Origin of the sequence: Olleya namhaensis, assembly GCF_900114005.1 — a bacterium.
Taxonomy (GTDB): Bacteria; Bacteroidota; Bacteroidia; order Flavobacteriales; family Flavobacteriaceae; genus Olleya; species Olleya namhaensis.
The window spans coordinates 288,065-308,271 of sequence record NZ_FORM01000001.1 but is presented as its reverse complement, the minus strand read 5'-3'; the positions used below and the strand labels follow the sequence as shown (position 1 = coordinate 308,271).

At 31.4% G+C, this 20,207-nt stretch carries 29 protein-coding genes; 7 read left to right on the top strand and 22 right to left on the bottom strand.

The features are described 5' to 3' along the window. The first annotated feature begins 16 nt into the window (after positions 1–16). The gene (locus BMZ09_RS01340; RefSeq protein WP_090836804.1) at positions 17–373 is read left to right on the top strand and encodes a DUF6686 family protein; all 357 of its coding nucleotides are present in this window, start codon (positions 17–19) and stop codon (positions 371–373) included. Positions 374–433: 60 nt separating this feature from the next. Then, positions 434–829, top strand: a complete 396-nt coding sequence (locus BMZ09_RS01335) for a hypothetical protein (RefSeq protein WP_090836802.1) — start codon at positions 434–436, stop codon at positions 827–829. A gap of 237 nt (positions 830–1,066) precedes the next feature. Here BMZ09_RS01335 and BMZ09_RS01330 read toward each other — a convergent pair whose 3' ends face one another. Further along, entirely contained in the window at positions 1,067–2,068 is a 1,002-nt protein-coding gene (locus tag BMZ09_RS01330; protein ID WP_090836800.1) for an NAD(P)H-dependent glycerol-3-phosphate dehydrogenase, read from the bottom strand. 130 nt (positions 2,069–2,198) lie between these two features. Here BMZ09_RS01330 and BMZ09_RS01325 point away from each other — a divergent pair, with 130 nt between their 5' ends. Then, entirely contained in the window at positions 2,199–3,140 is a 942-nt protein-coding gene (locus BMZ09_RS01325; protein ID WP_090836799.1) for a nicotinic acid mononucleotide adenyltransferase, read from the top strand. Between the two features lie 194 nt (positions 3,141–3,334). Continuing rightward, positions 3,335–3,829 carry a peptidoglycan-binding protein LysM gene (lysM, locus tag BMZ09_RS01320; RefSeq protein WP_090836797.1) on the top strand — a complete coding sequence of 165 codons (495 nt, stop codon included), beginning with the start codon at positions 3,335–3,337 and terminating at the stop codon, positions 3,827–3,829. Between the two features lie 94 nt (positions 3,830–3,923). On the opposite strand, the gene BMZ09_RS01315 is transcribed toward lysM, so the two are convergent. The 17 genes from BMZ09_RS01315 to BMZ09_RS01240 form a co-directional block, all read right to left on the bottom strand. Further along, entirely contained in the window at positions 3,924–4,721 is a 798-nt protein-coding gene (locus tag BMZ09_RS01315) for a hypothetical protein (RefSeq protein WP_090836795.1), read from the bottom strand. A gap of 149 nt (positions 4,722–4,870) precedes the next feature. Further along, on the bottom strand, positions 4,871–5,548 hold the full coding sequence (locus tag BMZ09_RS01310; protein WP_090836794.1) for a hypothetical protein: 678 nt from the start codon (positions 5,546–5,548) through the stop codon (positions 4,871–4,873). 154 nt (positions 5,549–5,702) lie between these two features. Further along, complete coding sequence (locus BMZ09_RS01305) at positions 5,703–6,122, bottom strand: hypothetical protein (protein ID WP_143067772.1); 420 nt, start codon at positions 6,120–6,122, stop codon at positions 5,703–5,705. 330 nt (positions 6,123–6,452) lie between these two features. Then, positions 6,453–6,986: a hypothetical protein gene (locus BMZ09_RS01300; protein WP_090836791.1), complete on the bottom strand. Its 534-nt coding sequence runs from the start codon at positions 6,984–6,986 to the stop codon at positions 6,453–6,455. A gap of 84 nt (positions 6,987–7,070) precedes the next feature. Beyond that, positions 7,071–7,337 (bottom strand): hypothetical protein, encoded by a 267-nt coding sequence (locus BMZ09_RS01295; protein ID WP_090836790.1) that lies wholly within the window; start codon positions 7,335–7,337, stop codon positions 7,071–7,073. Between the two features lie 89 nt (positions 7,338–7,426). Next, positions 7,427–7,618, bottom strand: coding sequence for a hypothetical protein (locus BMZ09_RS16310; protein ID WP_245741080.1), 192 nt, complete (start codon positions 7,616–7,618; stop codon positions 7,427–7,429). A 63-nt stretch (positions 7,619–7,681) separates the two neighbouring features. After that, positions 7,682–7,978, bottom strand: coding sequence for a helix-turn-helix domain-containing protein (locus BMZ09_RS16305; protein WP_090836787.1), 297 nt, complete (start codon positions 7,976–7,978; stop codon positions 7,682–7,684). Positions 7,979–8,223: 245 nt separating this feature from the next. Next, positions 8,224–8,997 carry a hypothetical protein gene (locus tag BMZ09_RS01280; protein WP_143067771.1) on the bottom strand — a complete coding sequence of 258 codons (774 nt, stop codon included), beginning with the start codon at positions 8,995–8,997 and terminating at the stop codon, positions 8,224–8,226. Between the two features lie 96 nt (positions 8,998–9,093). Continuing rightward, the gene (locus tag BMZ09_RS01275) at positions 9,094–9,690 is read right to left on the bottom strand and encodes a mobile mystery protein B (protein WP_090836784.1); all 597 of its coding nucleotides are present in this window, start codon (positions 9,688–9,690) and stop codon (positions 9,094–9,096) included. Further along, positions 9,681–10,142: a mobile mystery protein A gene (locus BMZ09_RS01270; RefSeq protein WP_090836782.1), complete on the bottom strand. Its 462-nt coding sequence runs from the start codon at positions 10,140–10,142 to the stop codon at positions 9,681–9,683. Before BMZ09_RS01270 ends, BMZ09_RS01275 begins: the two co-directional genes overlap by 10 nt. Before the next feature lie 249 nt (positions 10,143–10,391). Continuing rightward, a complete protein-coding gene (locus tag BMZ09_RS01265; protein WP_090836781.1) occupies positions 10,392–10,781 on the bottom strand; it encodes a hypothetical protein in 390 nt (129 codons plus the stop codon). A 149-nt stretch (positions 10,782–10,930) separates the two neighbouring features. Next, positions 10,931–11,884 (bottom strand): Fic family protein, encoded by a 954-nt coding sequence (locus BMZ09_RS01260; RefSeq protein ID WP_090836780.1) that lies wholly within the window; start codon positions 11,882–11,884, stop codon positions 10,931–10,933. Between the two features lie 277 nt (positions 11,885–12,161). Then, entirely contained in the window at positions 12,162–12,515 is a 354-nt protein-coding gene (locus BMZ09_RS01255) for a DUF6567 family protein (RefSeq protein ID WP_090836778.1), read from the bottom strand. Between the two features lie 366 nt (positions 12,516–12,881). Beyond that, entirely contained in the window at positions 12,882–13,022 is a 141-nt protein-coding gene (locus tag BMZ09_RS16115; protein WP_177183493.1) for a hypothetical protein, read from the bottom strand. A 142-nt stretch (positions 13,023–13,164) separates the two neighbouring features. Then, positions 13,165–13,743: a nicotinate (nicotinamide) nucleotide adenylyltransferase gene (nadD, locus tag BMZ09_RS01250; RefSeq protein ID WP_090836776.1), complete on the bottom strand. Its 579-nt coding sequence runs from the start codon at positions 13,741–13,743 to the stop codon at positions 13,165–13,167. A gap of 98 nt (positions 13,744–13,841) precedes the next feature. Then, positions 13,842–14,429: a guanylate kinase gene (gene gmk, locus BMZ09_RS01245; protein ID WP_090836775.1), complete on the bottom strand. Its 588-nt coding sequence runs from the start codon at positions 14,427–14,429 to the stop codon at positions 13,842–13,844. An 11-nt stretch (positions 14,430–14,440) separates the two neighbouring features. Beyond that, the gene (locus BMZ09_RS01240) at positions 14,441–15,301 is read right to left on the bottom strand and encodes a YicC/YloC family endoribonuclease (protein ID WP_232782552.1); all 861 of its coding nucleotides are present in this window, start codon (positions 15,299–15,301) and stop codon (positions 14,441–14,443) included. Between the two features lie 116 nt (positions 15,302–15,417). On the opposite strand from BMZ09_RS01240, the gene BMZ09_RS01235 reads away from it, so the two are divergent. Further along, positions 15,418–15,897, top strand: coding sequence for an acyl-CoA thioesterase (locus tag BMZ09_RS01235; protein WP_090836772.1), 480 nt, complete (start codon positions 15,418–15,420; stop codon positions 15,895–15,897). On the opposite strand, the gene BMZ09_RS01230 is transcribed toward BMZ09_RS01235, so the two are convergent. The 3 genes from BMZ09_RS01230 to BMZ09_RS01220 all read right to left on the bottom strand — a co-directional run bounded on the left by BMZ09_RS01230 (position 15,878) and on the right by BMZ09_RS01220 (position 17,667). Next, positions 15,878–16,774, bottom strand: a complete 897-nt coding sequence (locus BMZ09_RS01230; RefSeq protein ID WP_090836770.1) for a DMT family transporter — start codon at positions 16,772–16,774, stop codon at positions 15,878–15,880. The genes BMZ09_RS01235 and BMZ09_RS01230 overlap by 20 nt on opposite strands. Beyond that, positions 16,764–17,120, bottom strand: coding sequence for an arsenate reductase family protein (locus BMZ09_RS01225; RefSeq protein ID WP_090836769.1), 357 nt, complete (start codon positions 17,118–17,120; stop codon positions 16,764–16,766). The genes BMZ09_RS01230 and BMZ09_RS01225 overlap by 11 nt, the downstream gene beginning before the upstream one ends. Before the next feature lie 64 nt (positions 17,121–17,184). Then, positions 17,185–17,667 carry an OsmC family protein gene (locus tag BMZ09_RS01220; protein ID WP_090836767.1) on the bottom strand — a complete coding sequence of 161 codons (483 nt, stop codon included), beginning with the start codon at positions 17,665–17,667 and terminating at the stop codon, positions 17,185–17,187. A gap of 88 nt (positions 17,668–17,755) precedes the next feature. Here BMZ09_RS01220 and BMZ09_RS01215 point away from each other — a divergent pair, with 88 nt between their 5' ends. After that, positions 17,756–18,211 carry a DinB family protein gene (locus BMZ09_RS01215; protein ID WP_090836765.1) on the top strand — a complete coding sequence of 152 codons (456 nt, stop codon included), beginning with the start codon at positions 17,756–17,758 and terminating at the stop codon, positions 18,209–18,211. On the opposite strand, the gene BMZ09_RS01210 is transcribed toward BMZ09_RS01215, so the two are convergent. Beyond that, entirely contained in the window at positions 18,208–18,951 is a 744-nt protein-coding gene (locus BMZ09_RS01210; protein ID WP_090836764.1) for a PdaC/SigV domain-containing protein, read from the bottom strand. The two genes, BMZ09_RS01215 and BMZ09_RS01210, sit on opposite strands and share 4 nt — an antisense overlap. A 73-nt stretch (positions 18,952–19,024) precedes the next feature. On the opposite strand from BMZ09_RS01210, the gene BMZ09_RS01205 reads away from it, so the two are divergent. Then, positions 19,025–20,164 (top strand): cystathionine gamma-synthase, encoded by a 1,140-nt coding sequence (locus BMZ09_RS01205; protein ID WP_090836763.1) that lies wholly within the window; start codon positions 19,025–19,027, stop codon positions 20,162–20,164. The last annotated feature ends 43 nt before the right edge of the window (positions 20,165–20,207 follow it).

Sequence of the window (20,207 nt, the reverse complement as noted above, 5' to 3'; positions counted from 1 at the left end):
TCTTAAAATTTAAACGATGTGTAAGCGTATACAATCAATTAATAAGACATCTCAAGGCGAATTAAATTTTTGTAAAAACTGCGTACAGTTTCACTTAGAATTTAATAACATCTATTTTGAGTTTACTCCAGCCGAGTATACTATTTTTAGAAACTACGTGCTGTTTATTGAAGCGGAATATTGGGAGCAAAAGTATGCTAATGCTAACGTTAAGCGTAAAATACCCTTACCAACAAAACAAGATAATTTAGTGTTGATGTTTAATAGACAAGAAATAAAAGAGCTTAAAGCATTGGTTAGCACTCAAAACAACAGCGTTTTTAATACCTTTTTAAATGTTGACGATATAGATTATACTTGTATTGTAAACTAGAATAGCTTAGAATTTAATATTAAATTTGTGTTTTAAAATATTTAAGAGCGTAATTAAGTAATGAAAAAAGACATCCAAATACCTTTAGTAGAAAACGTTTATATAGCAGTAGTAAATGAGTATAACGACATTTACAAGACCCAAGATTGGAATGCTTATATCATTAACGATAAAGACGTAGATTTAGACATGGTTTTAATTGTAACTAGCGGATATTCTGATGATAAAATGACTTCTATTTTTAGAAAAAAACTAGACAAACTACCTAAAAAGAGTTATGCTAAAATAGAGTTGATGCAAGAGGATTTATTTACTTTAAACAATCAATTTAAAGTCACTTTTTTTGAAGGTAATGCCATGTTTGATAAAACCTATACCTTTAGAAAAAACACGATTAACTTAAACGCTTTACAGGCAGTTCCGTTAATGGAAGCGCGCGGTGTTTTGGTTAAGTAGTTTGTTTTTAGGGCAGATTGCAGCGTGTAAAACACATACTGTTTGTGCCTAATCCTTTACTGATGCCTGCGTTAGCGATTGTAGTGTAAATCCTTTTTATGAGGCACGATTAAAAAGATTGCAACGTAAAGCGCGACCCTTGGGTAACGCCCAAATAGATTTAAAAAGTAATAGGCAAAAAGATAACAGGCAAAAAGCAAAAAGTCCCTTTATATACTATATACAAAGGGACTTTTTTTAATCTAATTTATCGGTTAGTTTCTGAAACACCTTTTTGGCGTCCTTACCTTCGTATAACACATCGTAAACCGCTTCTATAATTGGCAAGCGTGTTTTCTTTTTGTTTTTTTCGTTTAATATATGGGCACTTTTTGTGGCGTAATACCCTTCTGCTACCATACTCATTTCCATTTGTGCAGATTTTACGGTGTAGCCTTTACCAATCATGTTTCCAAATAAACGGTTTCTAGAAAAGGTAGAGTATCCGGTAACTAATAAATCGCCTAAGTAGGCTGAGTTATTGATGTTACGTTTCATTTTGTGCATTTTTTTAATAAAACGCTTCATTTCTCGGATGGCGTTACTCATTAATACACTCTGGAAGTTATCTCCGTAACCCAAACCGTGTGCAATTCCGGCAGCAATAGCGTAAATGTTTTTAAGCATTACAGCGTATTCTGTACCAATTACATCGTCACTAGTTTTGGTTTTTATATAATCGCTTGACAATACATCCGCTATGGCTTGCGCTTTTTTCTGATCGGCACAAGATATGGTTAAATAGGATAAACGCTCTAAAGCAACCTCTTCTGCGTGGCATGGCCCTGCAATAACTGCAATGTTCTCAAACGGTATTTTGTAACTGTCATGAAAATACTCGCCAAGAAGCATACCTGTTTCTGGAAGTATTCCTTTTACAGCAGACACTACGGTTTTATTGGTAATATCTACGGTTAGTTTTTGTAACTCAGAATGTATAAAGGCAGATGGTACTACAAAAATTAGTACATCGGCATATTCAGCCATTTCGTTAATATCATTACTTAGTTTTAATTGCTCTAAATGAAACTCGACAGAGCTTAAGTAACTTGGGTTATGTTGTTCTTTTAATAAATGCTCTTTGGTGTAAACGCTACGCATGTACCATCCTACTTCATCCAAGTTTTCGCACAGCATTTTTACAATTGCAGTAGCCCAACTTCCGGATCCAAAAACAGCGTATTTTAATTGTTGACTCATAAATAACTTTCTATTCTATATCAAAAATACGCAAAATTTTAATGTTTTATGTTAATGGTTTAGCAATGTTATTTTGTTTTTGGCACAGCTTTTGAAACACTCTTAGTATCAATCCTTAAAACGACAGATTATGAAAACGATAAAACTACTTACAGGTTTTGCTTTAATAGCAACATTATTTACATCTTGTTATACAGAAGTAGCGGTAGATAATTATAACGATCCACTACCTATCAGTATTAATCAAATGCTTAACGCTAACGAGTTGTGGTACGTTGCGGTGGATGAGACTATTGGTTATGGCGAGTCGCCTTTTTTACAAATAGCCTTTACCGTGTCTTTTAGAAACGGGACGCTTTACGCTAATAATAATTTAGTTGGTATTGGTAGTCAAGGTAACGGTTTTGGTATCCCGATAGGGTATTATAACGCTTATGACAACATCTTAGATATAGATCATGATATTGATGGTTATGATAGTTTTGATGTGTACCAAGTTAATAATAACACTATAGAGTTGTACAACCCATTTACAGATACATCGTATTTTTTACATGGTTACCAACGTAGTAATTTTGATTATGACTTTGTGTTTTATGACAATATCCAATATTTTTTACAAGAATATAATGCTTGGGAAAAAACATATACCAGTAATTATGGTGCTTTAAATGAATTTGATAACGAAAACTATTTACAGTTTTTATCAGGCGGAAACGATAACACTTTCCAGAGCAGTCAAGATCCAAACGGAATAAACCCTAACAATTTATATTGGGATTATACAGGAATATATGGCGTAGGAAACGTTAGTGGTAACATGTACTTAAAAACATTGGTTTTAGATTACGATTATTTTGATAACGAACAATTTGAGTTAAGTATCCTTAACGACCAACGTATTGAATTATTCCACCCAAATTCTGGAACGACTTACGAGTTTACTGGGCGTGGTTATATCGAGTTTTTAAAAGAAGGTAAAGACGTTAATACATCTAAAACTTCAGGACTTAAAAAGCGTGTGCAACACACCAAAAAACAAGATAACGAAAGAGAGAATACAAGAGCATAAAGAGTGAATTAGTTAGTTAGTAAAAACCGTTTTAAGCGAGAGCTTTTAACGGTTTTTCTGTTTGTATACTTTAGGGTAATAAATCCTAATTTAACAAAGGCTTGGCATAAGATTTGTTAACATAAGTTGGAGTTGGGCAACTAATGTTTTAACTTTAGAATTATTAAATAACAATTAAACTAACACAAACAATTATGGGATTATTTTCATTTATTAAAAACGCAGGAGCTAAAGTTTTTGGAATAGGAAAAACAGATAAAGAAGAAGTAGCAGAAGCAGCTGCAGCTGAAGTTAAAATGGAAGCATTAGCTGCCAGTAAGCTAGAAGAGACTGCAAGAGACTTAGACTTACACGTAGAAGGCTTATCTATTTTTATAGATGATGATGCAGCAACCATTTCTGGTGAAGCAGCAGATCAAGCAACAAAAGAAAAAATGGTGCTTTTAGTTGGTAACAGCGACGGTATTGCAACAGTAGACGATAAAATGACGGTTGCAGTAGCAGCAGTAGTTGTGCCAGAAGCACAGTTTCATGCAGTAGTAAGCGGAGACACTTTAGGTAAAATTGCCAAAAAATATTATGGTAATGCCATGAAATATACTGAAATTTTTGAGGCTAATAAACCAATGCTTACAGATCCAGACAAAATTTATGTTGGACAAGTATTACGTATCCCTGCTTTAGACTAAAGTATACTTTTATATATAAAAAACGCCAACTGTGAAGTTGGCGTTTTTTTTTTGTTAAAATTAGTATTAAATTATATAGGGTGTTGTAGCCAGTTTATTTTTCAAATTCGATAAAATCCTTTTCTACATTATTCATAAAATTAGTTGTTGCCATTATACAGTCATGAATATTTAAGTCAAGCATTTTGTCAATTGCATCAAAATACGCTGTTAAATCATCTTCTGCATTCGTTTTTAGATGAATTATATTTTTTCTGCTCGTGTAAAGTTTTTTTATAGTGATTTTTTCAGATTCTAAATTGTTCCAAAAAGATTCTTTGTTCAGCATTTGTGGAATTAAACTGTCTATTTTTTCATTGAAAGGGACGTTTCCACTTTCAATTTTCTTCTTCGAAAACACGACATCTTTTGTTATCCCGTTTCTTGTTCTTTGTGTCTTGTATTTATAGTCGTTTGGAACAATATGGTTTAAAAATGCTTCAATAGATGCAACAAGCATTACGATACTACTTGAACGATATTTTATATAATGATTGTAGCATTCATGAGTTCCATTTTCTTCTATGTCTAAAATGTAAATGTCTTCCCCAATTTGTTTTCCGCACTTAGGGAAGTTTGTGTTTTTTATTTCTTCAGATTGATTGAAGTGTTCAATAGCGACACTAAGAAATAAATGTACTGGGTTAGGGAAAGCTGAAACATAGAGGTTGTTCAAATGCCTTACTGGTCTTGAACGAATTACTCTTTCTTCACCATTTTTAAATTTAACAACCATAACCAACCGATTAGAAAGACCACTTGAATCTGCCTTTTTAACTGATTGCTTTTCAATATCTGAAATAGCTTTCTTTGTTATTTTGTAGTTCGGGTATGGGGGAATCTTGATTTTCACTGTTATGATTTGTAATTGGTTACGTTGTTGTATCAGATTAATTGAGTGGTTTAAGCACTAAAGTTGGCAAATAAATCACAGATAGAAAGTGAAGTGCACCCAAAAGTTTAGACAAATTTATAATTAAACTTAGACAGTGTTGTAAATAGTTATTTTAGTTCAGTATAAATATTCAATTCGATTTCATTTATTAAGTCAATTGAACCTAAAATATCATTAGTAAATTCCTCCTCTAATCCACCATTACTAGCATAAGCATCTTCTGTTAAAATGTCATTATTTATTTTTTTTAAATTTAATGTTAGAGTTAAGATTTGAGATTGTATTTTATTCATTCCAATTATTGGAATTCTGTTCAGTTCTTCTAGATTAGTATTTATCGTTTCAGGAAGTTTTGATAAATTTTCTTTTAGAGAACTAGATTCATTTAATAAAAATCTTCTAGATTCTTCCACCCTGTTTTTGCAAGATTCGATAAGAATATCTTGTTCTTTTTTAGCTGTTTTTTTATCTAAAGCACTTAAAGAATTTTCATTTATTTTCAGATTTAACTCATCTATTTTTAAGATGTCTTTTTCAGTTTCATTTTCATAAAATGTGAGTTTGTTTGCTAGAATTTTAGCAGATTTAGAGATTTCAGTATGTGGCTCAAAGAGTGAGTATCTAATTACACCAATTCGTTGTTGTAAGTTTTTGCAAGATTCGATTTTCTCTTTTCTACGTATTTCCGATTTATCTGACTTTTTTTTATCGAAATATTGGATAATACTCCAAATTAGAACTAGTAATGCAACTGGGGATAAATATTTTAAGATTTCTATTATCATTTTTTGATTTTAATTATTGTCAACTTGTTCGTGTATGGTTAGTTGTGTTGATAAGAACTAAGTTAGCAAAATAGAACGAACCAGAGGAAATTCCGAAGGAATTTCCAAGTAGGCGATAACCAAAGCAATTAAATATAAACGTTGTTGTAAACAATTATTTTTTATACACTTCGATTATCATTTGACCAGATGGCAATATATAAGATAAATTCACCGAGTCTCCCCAAATATTGACACTAACGCTACTCTTTAAATGATCAGCTTTAGCCATAAAATCTAAATATAATGTCTTTCCATTTTTATCAAGAACTTTATTAAAAGAACCCTCAACAAGTTTGTATCTTTTTGAATCAGATTCTGAATTTATATTTACGTACCCGTGAGTTTTTTCTGATTCATACACGTAATAATTTATCTCGAAATCTCCAAAAACATTATATTCAACATCTCTTTTGTTATCTTCAATAATTTTATTTTGATAAGATGAAGTCGAAAAAGTTTCACTCCATTTAGTTTGAGAAAACAAAGAAATAGAGATGGATAAAAAGAATATAAGTAATGTGTGTTTTTTCAAAATTTTGATTTTTATTAATTATTTACAACTAGTTATATAAATACTAAAATAGCATATATCCCATTAGAATTACGATATATGTGGCATTATTATTCCTGATTTACTTAAGTCCTCTTGCACAAACTTACAATTATTATTACGTGTTTAAAATACGTATAACTACGTAAATTTATTTGCTTGGACTAAGTTACAATGGTCTACTAATTAAATTTTACGGGTTTCCGTAAAACTGAAAAAAAAGCATAAAAAAAAGGGGGTATGTAATCTGCTTGGGGTTTTGTGAGTGGTTTAGGACTAGTAATGGATTATGTAGCGTGTTGGCAGTAGTATTTATTCTGTTTTTTTATATTCTTTTCCGTTTTCCAAAATCAGATTATTAGTATTTATGTCACGAATTGCTTCAAAGTTTTGACCAAGCATTTCAGTAAATAGAATTCCAAATTTTTCTTTATAATAAATTAATTCAGGGACTGGTTGACAAGTATTTATTGATTTCCAATCATCATTTAAAGACTTTTCCTCAAGAGCATAATATCCTTTGTCATTATCAAATTTATAAGTCGTTTCTATATAATATTCTGCTTTTTTTCTTTTTCCGTCAGATAATTCAAACACGGTTCCGTTTTCAACGATAACTGTAGTCTTTTTGTTATTAGTAAAACTCACATTTAATGTATCTATCAAAATTTCGCCTTTTCTTTTTCCAAGATACTTCCACTTTCCAGTTAGTCTTTCTCCAATGGTTTTTAACGTGTCAGAATGTTTAATCTGTAGTTTTGAATCAATTTTTATTTCACCAAAATCTTGTGAATAAGATAGGGTAAGAAATAATGTAAATAATATTGTGAAAATTTTGACTTTCATAGTTGTGCTAACCTCTTAATTATTAATGCTTGAGCTGTATTTAGTAGTTGAGTTTTTGATTCTTTTACAAGTATCAATACCATATTAATTAGAATCATTTTCTTTGTTTATAAAATGTTTAACTACCAATCTATAGATTTGAACTGCAATAATAATATTAACTGCAACCTGTAAAACATCGAGAATAGTTTCTGATGTTATAATAGAACTAATAATTGGTCTAAATAATACTGTAGCAATAATTCCGCCAATTAGGAAAGAGAGTATTCCAATAAATATTTTCATAAATATTTTATTTCGTTTTGGGCGCGTTGCGCTACGGTTAGTATTAGTGGTTATAAATACAGCCATCTTCAAAGAACAATATACTTAATTAAATGCAAAAAGCAGCTTGAGTATACACCCAAACCGCTATTACTTTTATACATTGTTGCCAATAGTTATTTTATCAGTTTTATTATATTCGGATACATTTTTTCAATTTTTCCGCTGTTAGTTCGAATAGCGAATATAATTGGTAATAATAAGTTTGTTAGTGTCAAGAATGCGATTAGATATAACATTACACTAAAATATTTTGGATTCGTTACCAAGATAAACATTATTACAAAACTCAAGATTGACCAAACAATTTGAAAATTTAAAACATTTTTACCTAACGTATTTAATTCAATTACTTTCTCTTTTTTATTTACTCATAAAATTAAAGGCATAATAATATTTCCGAGAGGTATTACTAAAAATGCTAAAACGGACAGATGGAATATTACTAAATAACTTTTATCAGTTTGTTTTCCATAATCTAAAATATCTTCAGCATTTATATCTAAAACAGAACAAATTAAATTTAAGGTTTTGCCACGAGGCTCATTTTCGTTTTTTTCAATCCGTTGAATTGTTCTTAAATTTACTTTTGCAGATTCAGCCAAACCCTCTTGTGAAAGTCCTTTTTTCTTTCTTGCTTCTTTAATTTTTTTTCCGATTTCGTTCATAATTAATTTTGGTTTGTATTTCTGACAAAATTACTTATGAATTCATTGTTTTGATAACGGTTTATTTGCGACATTTTTACGACATTTTTGTCAATCTATTGATATAGTTGAGTTTTTAATTGTTGGAAACGTGTTTATATTTGGTTTGTTGCGTGAATTTAGCAAATAAATCACAGATAGAATATTCCACAGGAATGGTTGTAAGTAGGTTTAAATCTAGCAATTAATTATATGTGGTGTTGTGTTTATTTTTTTATTCTTTTTATAATTAATTCCATTTCAGTTTTGTCGTTTAATGATTTCTTGAAATGTTCTTGAATCCAATATTCAGCTGAATCCAAATCGTCTTTTTGTTTGTATAAAAACGCTAAAATATATTCGGTTGAAATTATTCTTTGACCGATTTCAAATGATGGATTTTCAACATCCTTTAAAAGTCCTGAAATATTTTCCTCAATTGTAGTTTTTTCATTAAACCACTTTTGCAGCTTTGGAATATTGTTGGATAATACTTTGTCCAAACTTTTTCTTAATTTTTGTTCGTTAACTGTGCTTATTTTGTCAGGATTAAAGGGTTTGTTGTGTTCAAAACTTTTTTGCCAGCCTTCTAATCTTTTATAGTAGATTATTTTGGTTGATTTATCTGTTCTATGATTTATTAGTTTTTTTCCAGATAGTGTTGGGACTGATTGAAAACAATTCCCAAATGAAAACGAACCTCCATAATATTTAAACACATTAAATTCAACAACGTGTTTTATTCCTTCGTCGTTAAAATCGCTGTACCAAATATATTTTCCATTCCAGTTTTTTAATCCGATTTCAGCAAATTTTGGCGTCACCATTTCACTGAAAATCTCTAATTTCTTTTCAAGAAGAACAACATCCATATTCTCAATGTCATCATAAATTTCATTTAAAGATTTTCTTCTATCTATGATGTCTTTAATTTTACTAAAGATGTTCATTTTGCTCAAATTAATGCCAACGGTTTGGCTATGATTAGTGGCGTGTTTCAAGCAACTAATTTAGTAAATAAATTACAGATATAAAGTCGAGTCGAAGATTGACGTAAGCAGGCTAGAATTAGCAATGCATTATAGAGGTTGTTGGCATTAGTGTTTTGCAAATGCAATTAACGGTGTAAAATTTCCTTTATCTGCTTCTTTTAAAGCTTTTATATATTTATTCCTTGTTTCGTTAACTTTAACCATATTTGATTGATGCCAAGAAAAAATTTCAGTTCCAAATATAGATTCCATAATTATATCAGCCATCATCCTTGAGTGTCTTCCATTTCCATTTGGAAAGCAATGAATGGATACTATGCGATGTTTAAATCTTATAGCTATTTCATCGGGTGGAAAAGTGTTGTTATCTATCCAATATTTAGTGTCGTCCAATAAATTTTTTAATTCAATTCCAATTTTAGTCCACGGAATTCCAATGTTCTTTTCAGTCTTTCTAAAATCGCCTGCCCATTTCCATACATCACCATACATTTTTTTGTGTAAGCCTTTCACAAATTTTTCAGTTAAAATTTTTTCAAGTTTAAATTTTGAATGAATTGTCCATTCTACTGCTTTTTCAATGTTTAATTGCTCAAATTCATCTAGTTCTCCTTGAGTTGTGATAGACTTTATTTTAAGACCTTCCTTTTCTTCTTCATCCAAAGGTGTTTGTCCATCTTTATAATCTAAATCTAATCCCATAATGATTTTTTCATCTCTCGTTTTATTTCGCTAGCAAGCTCTTTTATTGTTTTGGCTAGCTTTTCATCTCCAATACCTTGGTCCTCTAGTTTCATATTTTGATTGGTTCTTAAAACTATTTTTCGGGCCAGAGTTTCGGCTCTAGTTTGTATTAACTCATCAATGGTGCCATTTTTTGGGACTAGCGCATAGACTAATTTTAAGTCAATTGCATTGGCTAGATCTTTTAAAGAATTGAGTGTTATTGTACCATTAGCTTCACTTTCCTCTATTCTTTTTACGCCTTGTCTTGTTATATTTAATTTGGCACCAAGTTGTGCCATTGTCATATTAAGTGATGTCCTAATTGTATTTACCCATCCGCGTTCTGGGACCAGGACCTTTCTGGTTTCAGAGAATGGCTGAAGTTTTTGGTCCAATTGCTCAATTAACAGTTTTTGCTTATTTCTCATTTTTGTAACGCTTTAAGTTTACAAATATATAAAAAAGTAATTGTATGTGTTTACAAAAATCAGAAAAAGTAAACAGTTGAGTTTACTTTTTGTTATTCTGTAAAATTATTGACAGCGTGTTTGTGTATGGAAAATTACGGGTTTGCTTGAGAGGGTTTTTCCAAAAAAAGTTTAGAGTTAGTAAGCAGATAGTGCCCTTTGATTAAGCACTAAACCGCAATTATTTTTATACGGTATTGTAAGTAGTTTTTATTCCGTTTCTATTATTAGACAATATTTTTTAGTTTTATCTTTTAAACATTTTGTGCTATCAGTTCCGTTTTCATTGTTTTCAAAAAGATAATAATTCTTTGAGTCAAACTCGCTTTTATTTATTCCACTATTAAAAATAATCTGCTTTTCAACTAGTTTATATGTTCCGTTTTCAATAGTATCAAAACCAGAGCTAAATCCTGAAAAGTAAGCGTAATCATATTTTGAGTTGGGATATAATTTCAGAAACCAACCATTGTCAGGTAATATTCTCAGAGGAAATTGAATAGTGTCAGATACAATTCCGTTATTTATATTTTCTTTCCGTTGTCCATTTTGACAAGAAACGACACTAAAAAAGAATATCAATATTATTATTCGGTTCATTTTGTCAAATTATTGCTATCGTGTTATATATGGTTTGTTGCGTGTTTTAAGTAACTATTTAGCAAATAAATTACAGATAAGATATTCCGCAGAAATGGTTGTAAGTAGGTTTAAATCTAGCAATTAATTATATGTGGTGTTGTGCCCAGTTATTTTAAACGGTAGATTGTTTTATTTTTTTCTCCTATTTTTTCAAATAAACCTAATTCAGCACCTTTCTTTAAATCTCTACTTGCTGTTGCTGAAGAAATATCTTTAAAAATATTCATATAATCTTTCCTTGTAAATTCAGTTTTATTTAATGAAACAAAATATTCTAATCTGTCTTTTTCATTTAAAGTTCGATTATTAAAATCTAATAGTTCACTAATTGAAATGTCTATCACGTTTAGCATATATTCAATAAACTTAGTAGATTTTCCTGATTTATCACTTTCAGCTAAGGCTTTATAATATTTTTTTTGGTCGTTGCTAATTAACGTTTCAAAGGGTAGAAATTCAAATATTGGATATTTTTCCATCAAAATTAAAGTTTGCCATAATCTTCCCATTCTGCCATTTCCATCTAAAAATGGATGTATAAATTCCATTTCGTAATGGAAAACACAACTTTTAATTAATTCAATTTCATCAGACTTTTTCAAATATTCAAAAAGGTCTTTCATTAAGTACGGAACATTTTCAAAAGGTGGTGCCAAATGCTCAACTTTTGAGCCTTTTACAATTCCGACACTTTGATTTCTATATTTTCCAGAATTTTCAATTAAACCTTCCATTAAGTTTTGATGTGCTTTTAAAAAGGATTTTTCATTTGAAGGATTGTAATCTTCTAAATTTTCATATATTTTAATTGCATTTAAAACTTCAAGAACATCTTTTTTAGGACCGATAATTCTTTTGTTTTCAAGAAGTGCTGTTATTTGTTCTTCTGTAAGTGTGTTCCCTTCTATTTTTAGCGAAGAATGAATAGTTTTAATTCTATTCTGTTTTCTTAATTTCGGAGAAGGTTTGTTTAATAAATTAGCATTTACTTCTCCTATTTTCTCTGAAATAGAAGTTATTAATTTTAAAATAGAAGATGTTATTTCGTAAGGTGGTTTCATTTGTGATACTATCATTTGATACTATCAAAGATACAATCATTTAATCTGATTTACTTAAGTACTCTTCCACAAACTTACAATTATTATTATATGTTTAAAATACGTATAACTGCGTAAATTTATTTGCTTGGACTAAGTTACAATGGTCTACTAATTAAATTTTAAGGGTTTCCGTAAGGCTGTAAAAAAAGCATAAAAAAACCACCTGATTAGATGGTTTTAGTTTTAAGATTCTTCGCATTACTAAGAATGATAGTTTTGTTTTGAGGTCATTATTTTATTTAAACTCAATAATTTCAGCAGACATTGTTGCGTTAATTCTTTTTTTAGTTTCAATAATATCAATTGTTACGTTAGTAAGCGTTCTGCTTCCTAATAACTCTACACCAGCAGCTTTTGCATTTTCAAGTAGTTTTGCTTTTGCTTGAGAGATAATACCTTCTTTGTTAGTAATATTTCCTGTTTTTATTTTTGTTGTTGCACTTCCTGTAAAACTTCCAAGTACATTAAAATTTGAGTTTGATAAAACGGTTTGTGTTTGGTTTAATTGGTTGTAGCCACCAGAGTGTATGCTTGATCTACATGATGATAATAATGCTAGAATAGCAAGTGGTAGGATAATTTTTTTCATTTTAAATTGATTTGGTTTTGCCTTTTTGAAGGCGTTTTATTTAGGTAAACGAAAGTACACTTTTTTGTTAATTTTATTTTAATATTTTCTAGCAAAAAATAAAAAAAACCACTTGATTAGATGGTTTTAATGCCTCTTATTATAAATTATAATTGGTTTAAAGCTGTTAGAAAGTTAATTACAGCAGCTTTTGTGTTTGTTTTTTGGAAAAACATTAGAAGCGTGTGATAATTAAGAGTAAAGCTGTTTTTAATAAGCAATTTAAACTTTACAATGCATTGTGTTTGTTGACGTTTGATACTGTAAATATTTACAAATCAGATTTAGTGCATAATTCTTTAAACCGGCTAAAGGCTCCGGTTTAATTTAGTTGCTTTTATTTTCAGTTTCTCTTACTCTTTTTATATATCCTGATTTTTTTCCCAAGAAAAATCCTAAAAGAAAAATTCCAACAGGAACTATTAGCATTAAAATCAATTGTATTGGTCCGAGCATTCCTAAAATCATAAGTTTATTTTTAAGTTAAGTTAATTTACATTTTGAGTACGTTTCGTAATATATTGAAACATATCACTAATAAGACTCTGGTTAATTAGTGTTATTCAAAGTTAATAGAAAACTTTGTCAAAGTTAAAAAAGTACAGCTTTACTATCTATAAAAATTCATATCATCTAAATACGCCCAAACATGCTCTGGTAATAGTGGTTTAATATTTTTTCCGGCTTTAATACTATTACGTATTAAGGTTGAAGATATTTCCATGATTGGTGCTTCAACATGATGTATTTTAGCGTGGTTGTCAAACTGGGTTTCTATTGTGCCAGTACTTATTCTTGGATAGACGTAAATATGGTGGTTGTCTAAAATAACTTGATAGTTTTTCCACTTATGGAAGCTTTTCAAGTTGTCTTCTCCCATAATTAAAGAAAAATCCTTGTCAGGATACTTCTCGGTTAGATACGCTAAGGTATTAACGGTGTAATTGGGTTGGGGTAAGTTAAACTCGATATCGCTTTCTTTAAGCGTGTCGTAGTCTTTTGTGGCTAGATATACCATTTCTAAGCGTTGGTGGTTATCTAGCAGAGTGCTTTTCTTTTTAAATGGGTTGTGTGGTGTTACTACAAACCAAATTTGATCTAAATCGCTGTTTTCTACCATTTGGTTAGCAATTACAAGATGCCCAATGTGTATTGGGTTAAAGGATCCAAAGTATAAGCCTATTTTCATTTTTTAAAAGTATCATACTGTGCACAGTCGAGGTGCTTTTGGTGTTTGAAAGCTGCATTTTTTACACCTCAGAAACGACCAAAATTTACAGTATGTTATTATTTTTTTATAAAGTCGCTAACGGTGGTTTCGGCTTCTAGTAATGCTTTGTCAAGATTGTCATTTTCTATAATAACATCAAATAAAGGCGCTGTTGCCAACTCTGCACTAGCTTTACTAATACGCATGTTTATTTTGTCATCACTTTCTGTCTTGCGCTTTTTTAAACGTATTTTAAGCTCGTCAATACTAGGTGGCTTAACAAAAATGGCGATAGTCTGTTCTGGAAATTTACGTTTTATACGTAATCCGCCAGAGACGTCAATATCAAAAATTACGTTTTTACCTAATGCCCAAATGCGTTCGACTTCGGTTTTTAAAGTTCCGTAAAAGTTATCTCTGTACACTTCTTCCCACTCTAAAAAGTCGTCGTCTTTGATGTGTTGTTTAAAGTCTGAGGCAGATAAAAAATAATAATCCTTAGCGTCCTGTTCTGTACCACGTTTTTCTCTAGAAGTTGCAGAAATAGAAAAGGCTAAGTTTAAGTGCTCTTGCTTTAATAAATGTCTAACTATCGTTGTTTTTCCAGATCCAGAAGGTGCTGAAAAAACTATTAGTTTACCTTGTGTTTTGGTGTGTTCAGTCAATGTGCTAATGTTTAAAGGACGTTTAATAATTGTTCCTTAATTTTTTCTAATTCGTCCTTCATTTGTACAACCAATTGTTGCATTGGTGCGTAGTTACTTTTTGATCCAATAGTATTAACTTCTCTACCAATTTCTTGAGCGATAAAGCCTAATTTTTTTCCGTTAGAATCTGTACTGTTTATGCTTTCAATAAAGTAGTTTAAGTGATTGTTTAAACGTACTTTTTCTTCAGTAATATCAAATTTTTCTATGTAATACACCAGTTCTTGTTCAAAACGGTTTTCGTCATACTTTTCTTTAAGGTCATCAACGCCTTTTCTTAAACGCTCTTTAACACCTTCTACACGCTCCGGATCCATAGTAATAACTTGCTCTAATAAGTCAGCAATATTTTTTACACGGTCGTTAAAGTCTTGTTCTAAAACTTTTCCTTCATTTAGTCTGTAGTCTTTTAGGCTATTTAAAGCAGTATGGATTTCGGTTTCAATCTGTGCCCATTCTGTATTGTCAATTTCTTCTCTGACAGTATTTAAAGCGTCAGGAAAACGAACCGCCATTTTTAGTAATTCAATGTCATTACCATCATTATAAACCGCTTTTAGTTGTTGCATATATTGCTTAACAACAGGTGCGTTTATTTGTGTTGAGGTATCATCTGCAGTAGTTTCTACGTAGATAGAAAAGTCTACTTTACCACGTTCTAACTGCTTAGCCATTAGTTTACGTAGGTCCAGTTCTTTTTCTCTGTAAATTGAAGGCATACGCGCATTCAAATCTAGGTTTTTACTGTTAAGCGATTTTAACTCTATAGTTATCTTCTTTGTTGGCAATTGTAATACAGATTTGCCATAACCTGTCATTGAATAAATCATATAAACACTAATTAATTGCTACAAAGGTAAGTAAAATGTTAACGCCTAAGAAATCGAAATTTTATTATGCGTGCAGAAGTAATTATTGTAGTTTTGAAGTAACAAACGCTAACACTATGTACACAAAAGAATTTGAAATTAGATGGAGTGATATTGATGCTAACAGACATTTAGCAAACTCGGCTTATATTAACTACATGTCTCATACCAGAACCGCTTTTTTACAAGACCATGGGTTTTCTTTAATGGCTTTAAGTAAAGCTGGTGTTGGTCCTGTTGTTTTTCATGAACATGTACACTACTTTAAAGAGGCTTTTTTAGGACAACCAATAACGGTTAGTCTTGAGGTGTCTGGTTTAAGTGAAGATGGTATGTTTTTTAAATTTGATCATAACTTTTATAACAGTAAAGGCCAAAATTTAGCGTTTTGCGAAATTGTAGGCGCTTGGATTGACCTTGGTACAAGAAAACTTATTGGGTTACCACAAGATTTATTAGACATGACCAGTAAGTTTCCAAAAACGGAAGACTATAAAATATTAACTAAGGAGGACATGCGCTTGCATGGACGTTTACCTAAGCATTTAGAGCTTTAGGCTTTTTAGTTACCAAATACACACCAAAAAATATTAGGGATGATGCTGTTAGCTTTACTGCTGTTACAGCATCACTACCCGCAATTACTGCATAAATACCTGCAATTAATGGTTGCAAGTATATAAACACGGTTACTGTAGAGGCTTTAAGATGTCTTAAGGCAAGTGGGTTTAATAAGTAGGTTCCAAAAGTGGCACCGACAATTACAAACACTACAGAAAACCAAATGTAAGGTGTAAACGTGACTGTGTTTATGGCTAGTATGTCATTAAATCCAAATGGGAGTACCATAAAGAACCCTATTAAAAACAACCATCTAATAAATGTAAACGGGTGGTAACGATAGGTTAATTTCTTGATTATTATAATGTAAATACTATACGAAATAGCATTAAGTAATATCATAATGTTACCCAAAAACACATTGTCTCCAGGACTTGCGGATTTACCGTAAACGGTTAATATAGCTGCGCCAGCAAAACCAAAAATAACACCTAGTATTTTGATTTTTGTAATCTTTTCTTCTAAATAGAATGATGATAGTAATAATACGATTATGGGACTAATAATCATTATTACCGAGGCGTGTATAGGTGTAGTTAACTCCAATCCTTTGAAAAACAGAAGCATATTTGTGGCTACTCCAAAAAAGGCTGCGTAGACTAACGTTAGAATGTCTTTTTTTTCTATTTTTTCTGTGGGTCCCAAAAAACTGAATACCCAAAATAAAATAGACGCACCACCAACACGAAGTACAATAAATCCTGAGGGTTTTATAAAACCTCCAACCATAACGTCTTTAGCAAATGTGTAGTTTAAGCCGTATAATATTTGTACAAACAATGCTGCTAATAGTGCCCAATATCTAGCTTTCATTTAATGCTAGTTTTGTGGATGCTGTTGTTTTTTTAGCATTTCCGATAAAGATGGCGTCATTAATAACTATAACGGGTCTACTTAAAAACGTATAGTGCTCTAAAAGGTAATGTTTATAGTCTTTTTCGGTTAGGTTTTGGTCTTTTAACCCTTTTTCTTTATATAATTTTGCGCGTTTGCTAAACAATGCTTCGTAACTACCAGATAATGCTTTTAAGGCTTCTAATTGCGTTTCCGTAATTGGATTGGTCTTGATATCTTGAAGCTCAAAATCTGAAGGTAGATCAAGTTCTTTTAAAATACGGACACAAGTACTGCAGGTTTTTAGGTAGTATACTTTTTTCATTTTGCTAAAAATTTTGTCAAAGGTCGTTTTTTTTACTAAAAAGAACTCCTTTTTTTGATTAAAACTAGTCTGTGCCAGGCGAAGCTTCCGCGGAAGCGTTATGTGTTATTGGAAAATTACAGGATCTTGCTATAAAACACATGCTGTTAGCGTCGTGATGTAATTGGTTGGCTTTTTGTATCATATCCGCATTTTTAACTATTACTTTTGGGTGTAACGTCACGTTGGCAAATTGCCCGCTACCATTAGCGTTTTCTTCCATTGTGCCTTCTGGTTGGTCGGTGTAGTTTACCACTATTATATTGTTGGTGGCGCAAAGATGCAAGTACCAAAGCATATGGCAAGAGGCAATGGAAGACAGTAATAATTCCTCTGGATTATAACGGATTTGGTCTCCTAAAAAAGCGGGATCAGAACTTGCCAAAATAGGTTGTGTTTTATGTGTGGCGGTTATGGTATGGTTGCGATTATAGTCTTTGTAATGCGTTGTGCCTTGACCTAGGTTTCCGGTCCATTGTATTGTGGCTTGGTAGTGGTGCGTTTTCATTATGGAATATTAATGGTTAAAGTTAAAAATCCAATTGTAATTAGTTTAAGTTTTTTTTATTTAGTTTCTTGTAAAAAAAAATAAAGAGATGGAGTTTACATTTGACATTGCATTAAAAAACAGAGCTATATTTAAACAGTTTTTAGAGCAATTTACTTTAGAGCAATTAAATACAGTGCCAGAAGGTTACAGTAATAATATTTTTTGGAATGTAGCGCACACCGTGGTTACCCAACAATTATTGGTGTATAAATTGTCTGGTTTGGATATGATGGTTAGTGATGATTTAGTGGAAAGGTATAGAAAAGGAACTAAAACGGAAGGTGATGTAACCCAGGCTCAAGTTGACGAGATTAAAGGATTGTTGTTTACTACAATAGAAAAAACTATAGAAGATTATAACAACAAGGTGTTTAAAACGTACAACGAGTATACGGTGTCTACAAAAAGTACGTTAGCGTCTGCAGAAGATGCTATTGCGTTTAACAACTTTCATGAAGGCATCCACTTGGGATATATTTTAGCCTTAAAAAAGAATATTTAGTAGTTTAAGTATTGGTCAATGACAGTAAAAGGTATTGTAAACTCAATTAGTTGTTTGCTAAAATCGCCTAACTCAAAATTGTCGTAAATTATTATAACACCATCCTCATTAAAGCCGATAGTTTCTGGTAGTTTAAAACTACTAGCACTATCGTCTAGACTGGTGTAAGTGGTTAGTAGCTCTTTGTCGTAGTACTTTTTAACTATGGTTTTAAAAGCTTCCATATTATTAATAAGGTCTGCTGTAGTTAACGCTTTACCGTTTGATAGATCAAAATTAAAAAATTTGAATCTTAGGGTGCTACTTGCTGCTCCTGTATTAATATTACCATTCATGGCAATACTTACTATAGCTTCGTTTTGGTAAGAGACTTCACCGTCAATTAGGGCTTCCCATCTCGGAAATTTGTCTTCAAACTCTGTAAGTAGCGTTTTATTAAAATTGATATAGGCGTCGTTAAAAGCTGTGATGCTTTCTGCAATAGTTTCTTTTTTATTTTTAGCGCTATCAATGTTTAAAATAGTACATGCAAAACCAGTTAGTGTTGCATTTATAGATTTTGCTGTTTTAGAATTACCATCCGCTTTTGGTATAATAATTTCTACAAGTGTTTCCTTTTCTGAAGAAACTTCGGTTTCAGAAAACGTTATTGGTTTGTCCTTTTGGCAAGAGACCGCCAGGAAAAAACAAGTAATTACAGTAAAAAGGGCTGATTTTGAAATCGATAAAGTGTTAAACATTGACTAAAGGTATTGTTCTAGTTTTAATACAACGAATTAAAAACTATTTTTGTTGCTAACAAAAAATTTCCTCATGAAATTTAATACAAAAACAATACATGGCGGTCAAAAACCTGATCCAGCATACGGCGCAGTGATGCCACCAATATATCAAACTTCTACTTATGCACAAACAACACCGGGAGGACACAAAGGTTTTGAGTATTCTAGAAGTCATAACCCAACACGTCAGGCTTTAGAAAATGCGTTTGCTAGTTTGGAAAACGGAGCGTTTGGATTGGCTTTTGGTTCTGGATTAGCTGCTATTGATGCTGTGTTAAAGTTATTGCAGCCAGGAGATGAGGTTGTTTCTACCAACGATTTGTATGGTGGGACGTACCGTTTGTTTACTAAAATTTTTGAAGGTTTTGGTATTAAGTTTCATTTTGTAGGCATGCAAAATGCTGCCAATATTGAAGATTACGTAAATAAAAACACAAAGTTAATTTGGGTAGAAACACCAACTAACCCAATGCTAAATATTATAGATATTGCAGCTGCTGCAAAAATTGCTAAAAAGCATAAGGTGTTACTTGCAGTGGATAATACCTTTGCAACGCCTTATTTACAACAACCTTTGGATCTGGGCGTGGATATTGTAATGCACTCCGCAACAAAATACCTTGGTGGACATAGCGATTTAGTTATGGGCGCATTAGTTGTAAAAGATAAAGATTTAGCAAAAAGATTATATTTTATCCAGAATGCAAGTGGTGCTATTTGTGGACCTCAAGATGCCTTTTTAGCTTTACGCGGAATTAAAACCTTGCATGTTAGAATGCAGCGTCATTGCGAAAATGGTAAGGCTGTAGCCGAATTTTTAAATACACATCCTAAAATTGAAACAGTGTATTGGCCAGGATTTAAGAATCATCCTAATCATGATATTGCATTATCACAAATGAATGATTTTGGTGGTATGGTTAGTTTTGTAACTAAAGGAAACAATTACGAAGACGCAATTAAGGTGGTAGAAAACCTTAAGGTCTTTACATTGGCAGAATCTTTAGGAGGTGTGGAGTCGTTGTGTGGTCATCCAGCAAGTATGACACATGCTAGTATCCCTAAGGAAGAGAGAGAAAAGATAGGTGTTGTTGATAGTATGATTAGATTAAGTGTTGGTATTGAAGATGAAGAAGATTTAATTAACGATCTAAAACAAGCCTTAGGTTAATAAGTTAATTGATAGCCTAAATAGTGCTGCATAAAAAAAGCTC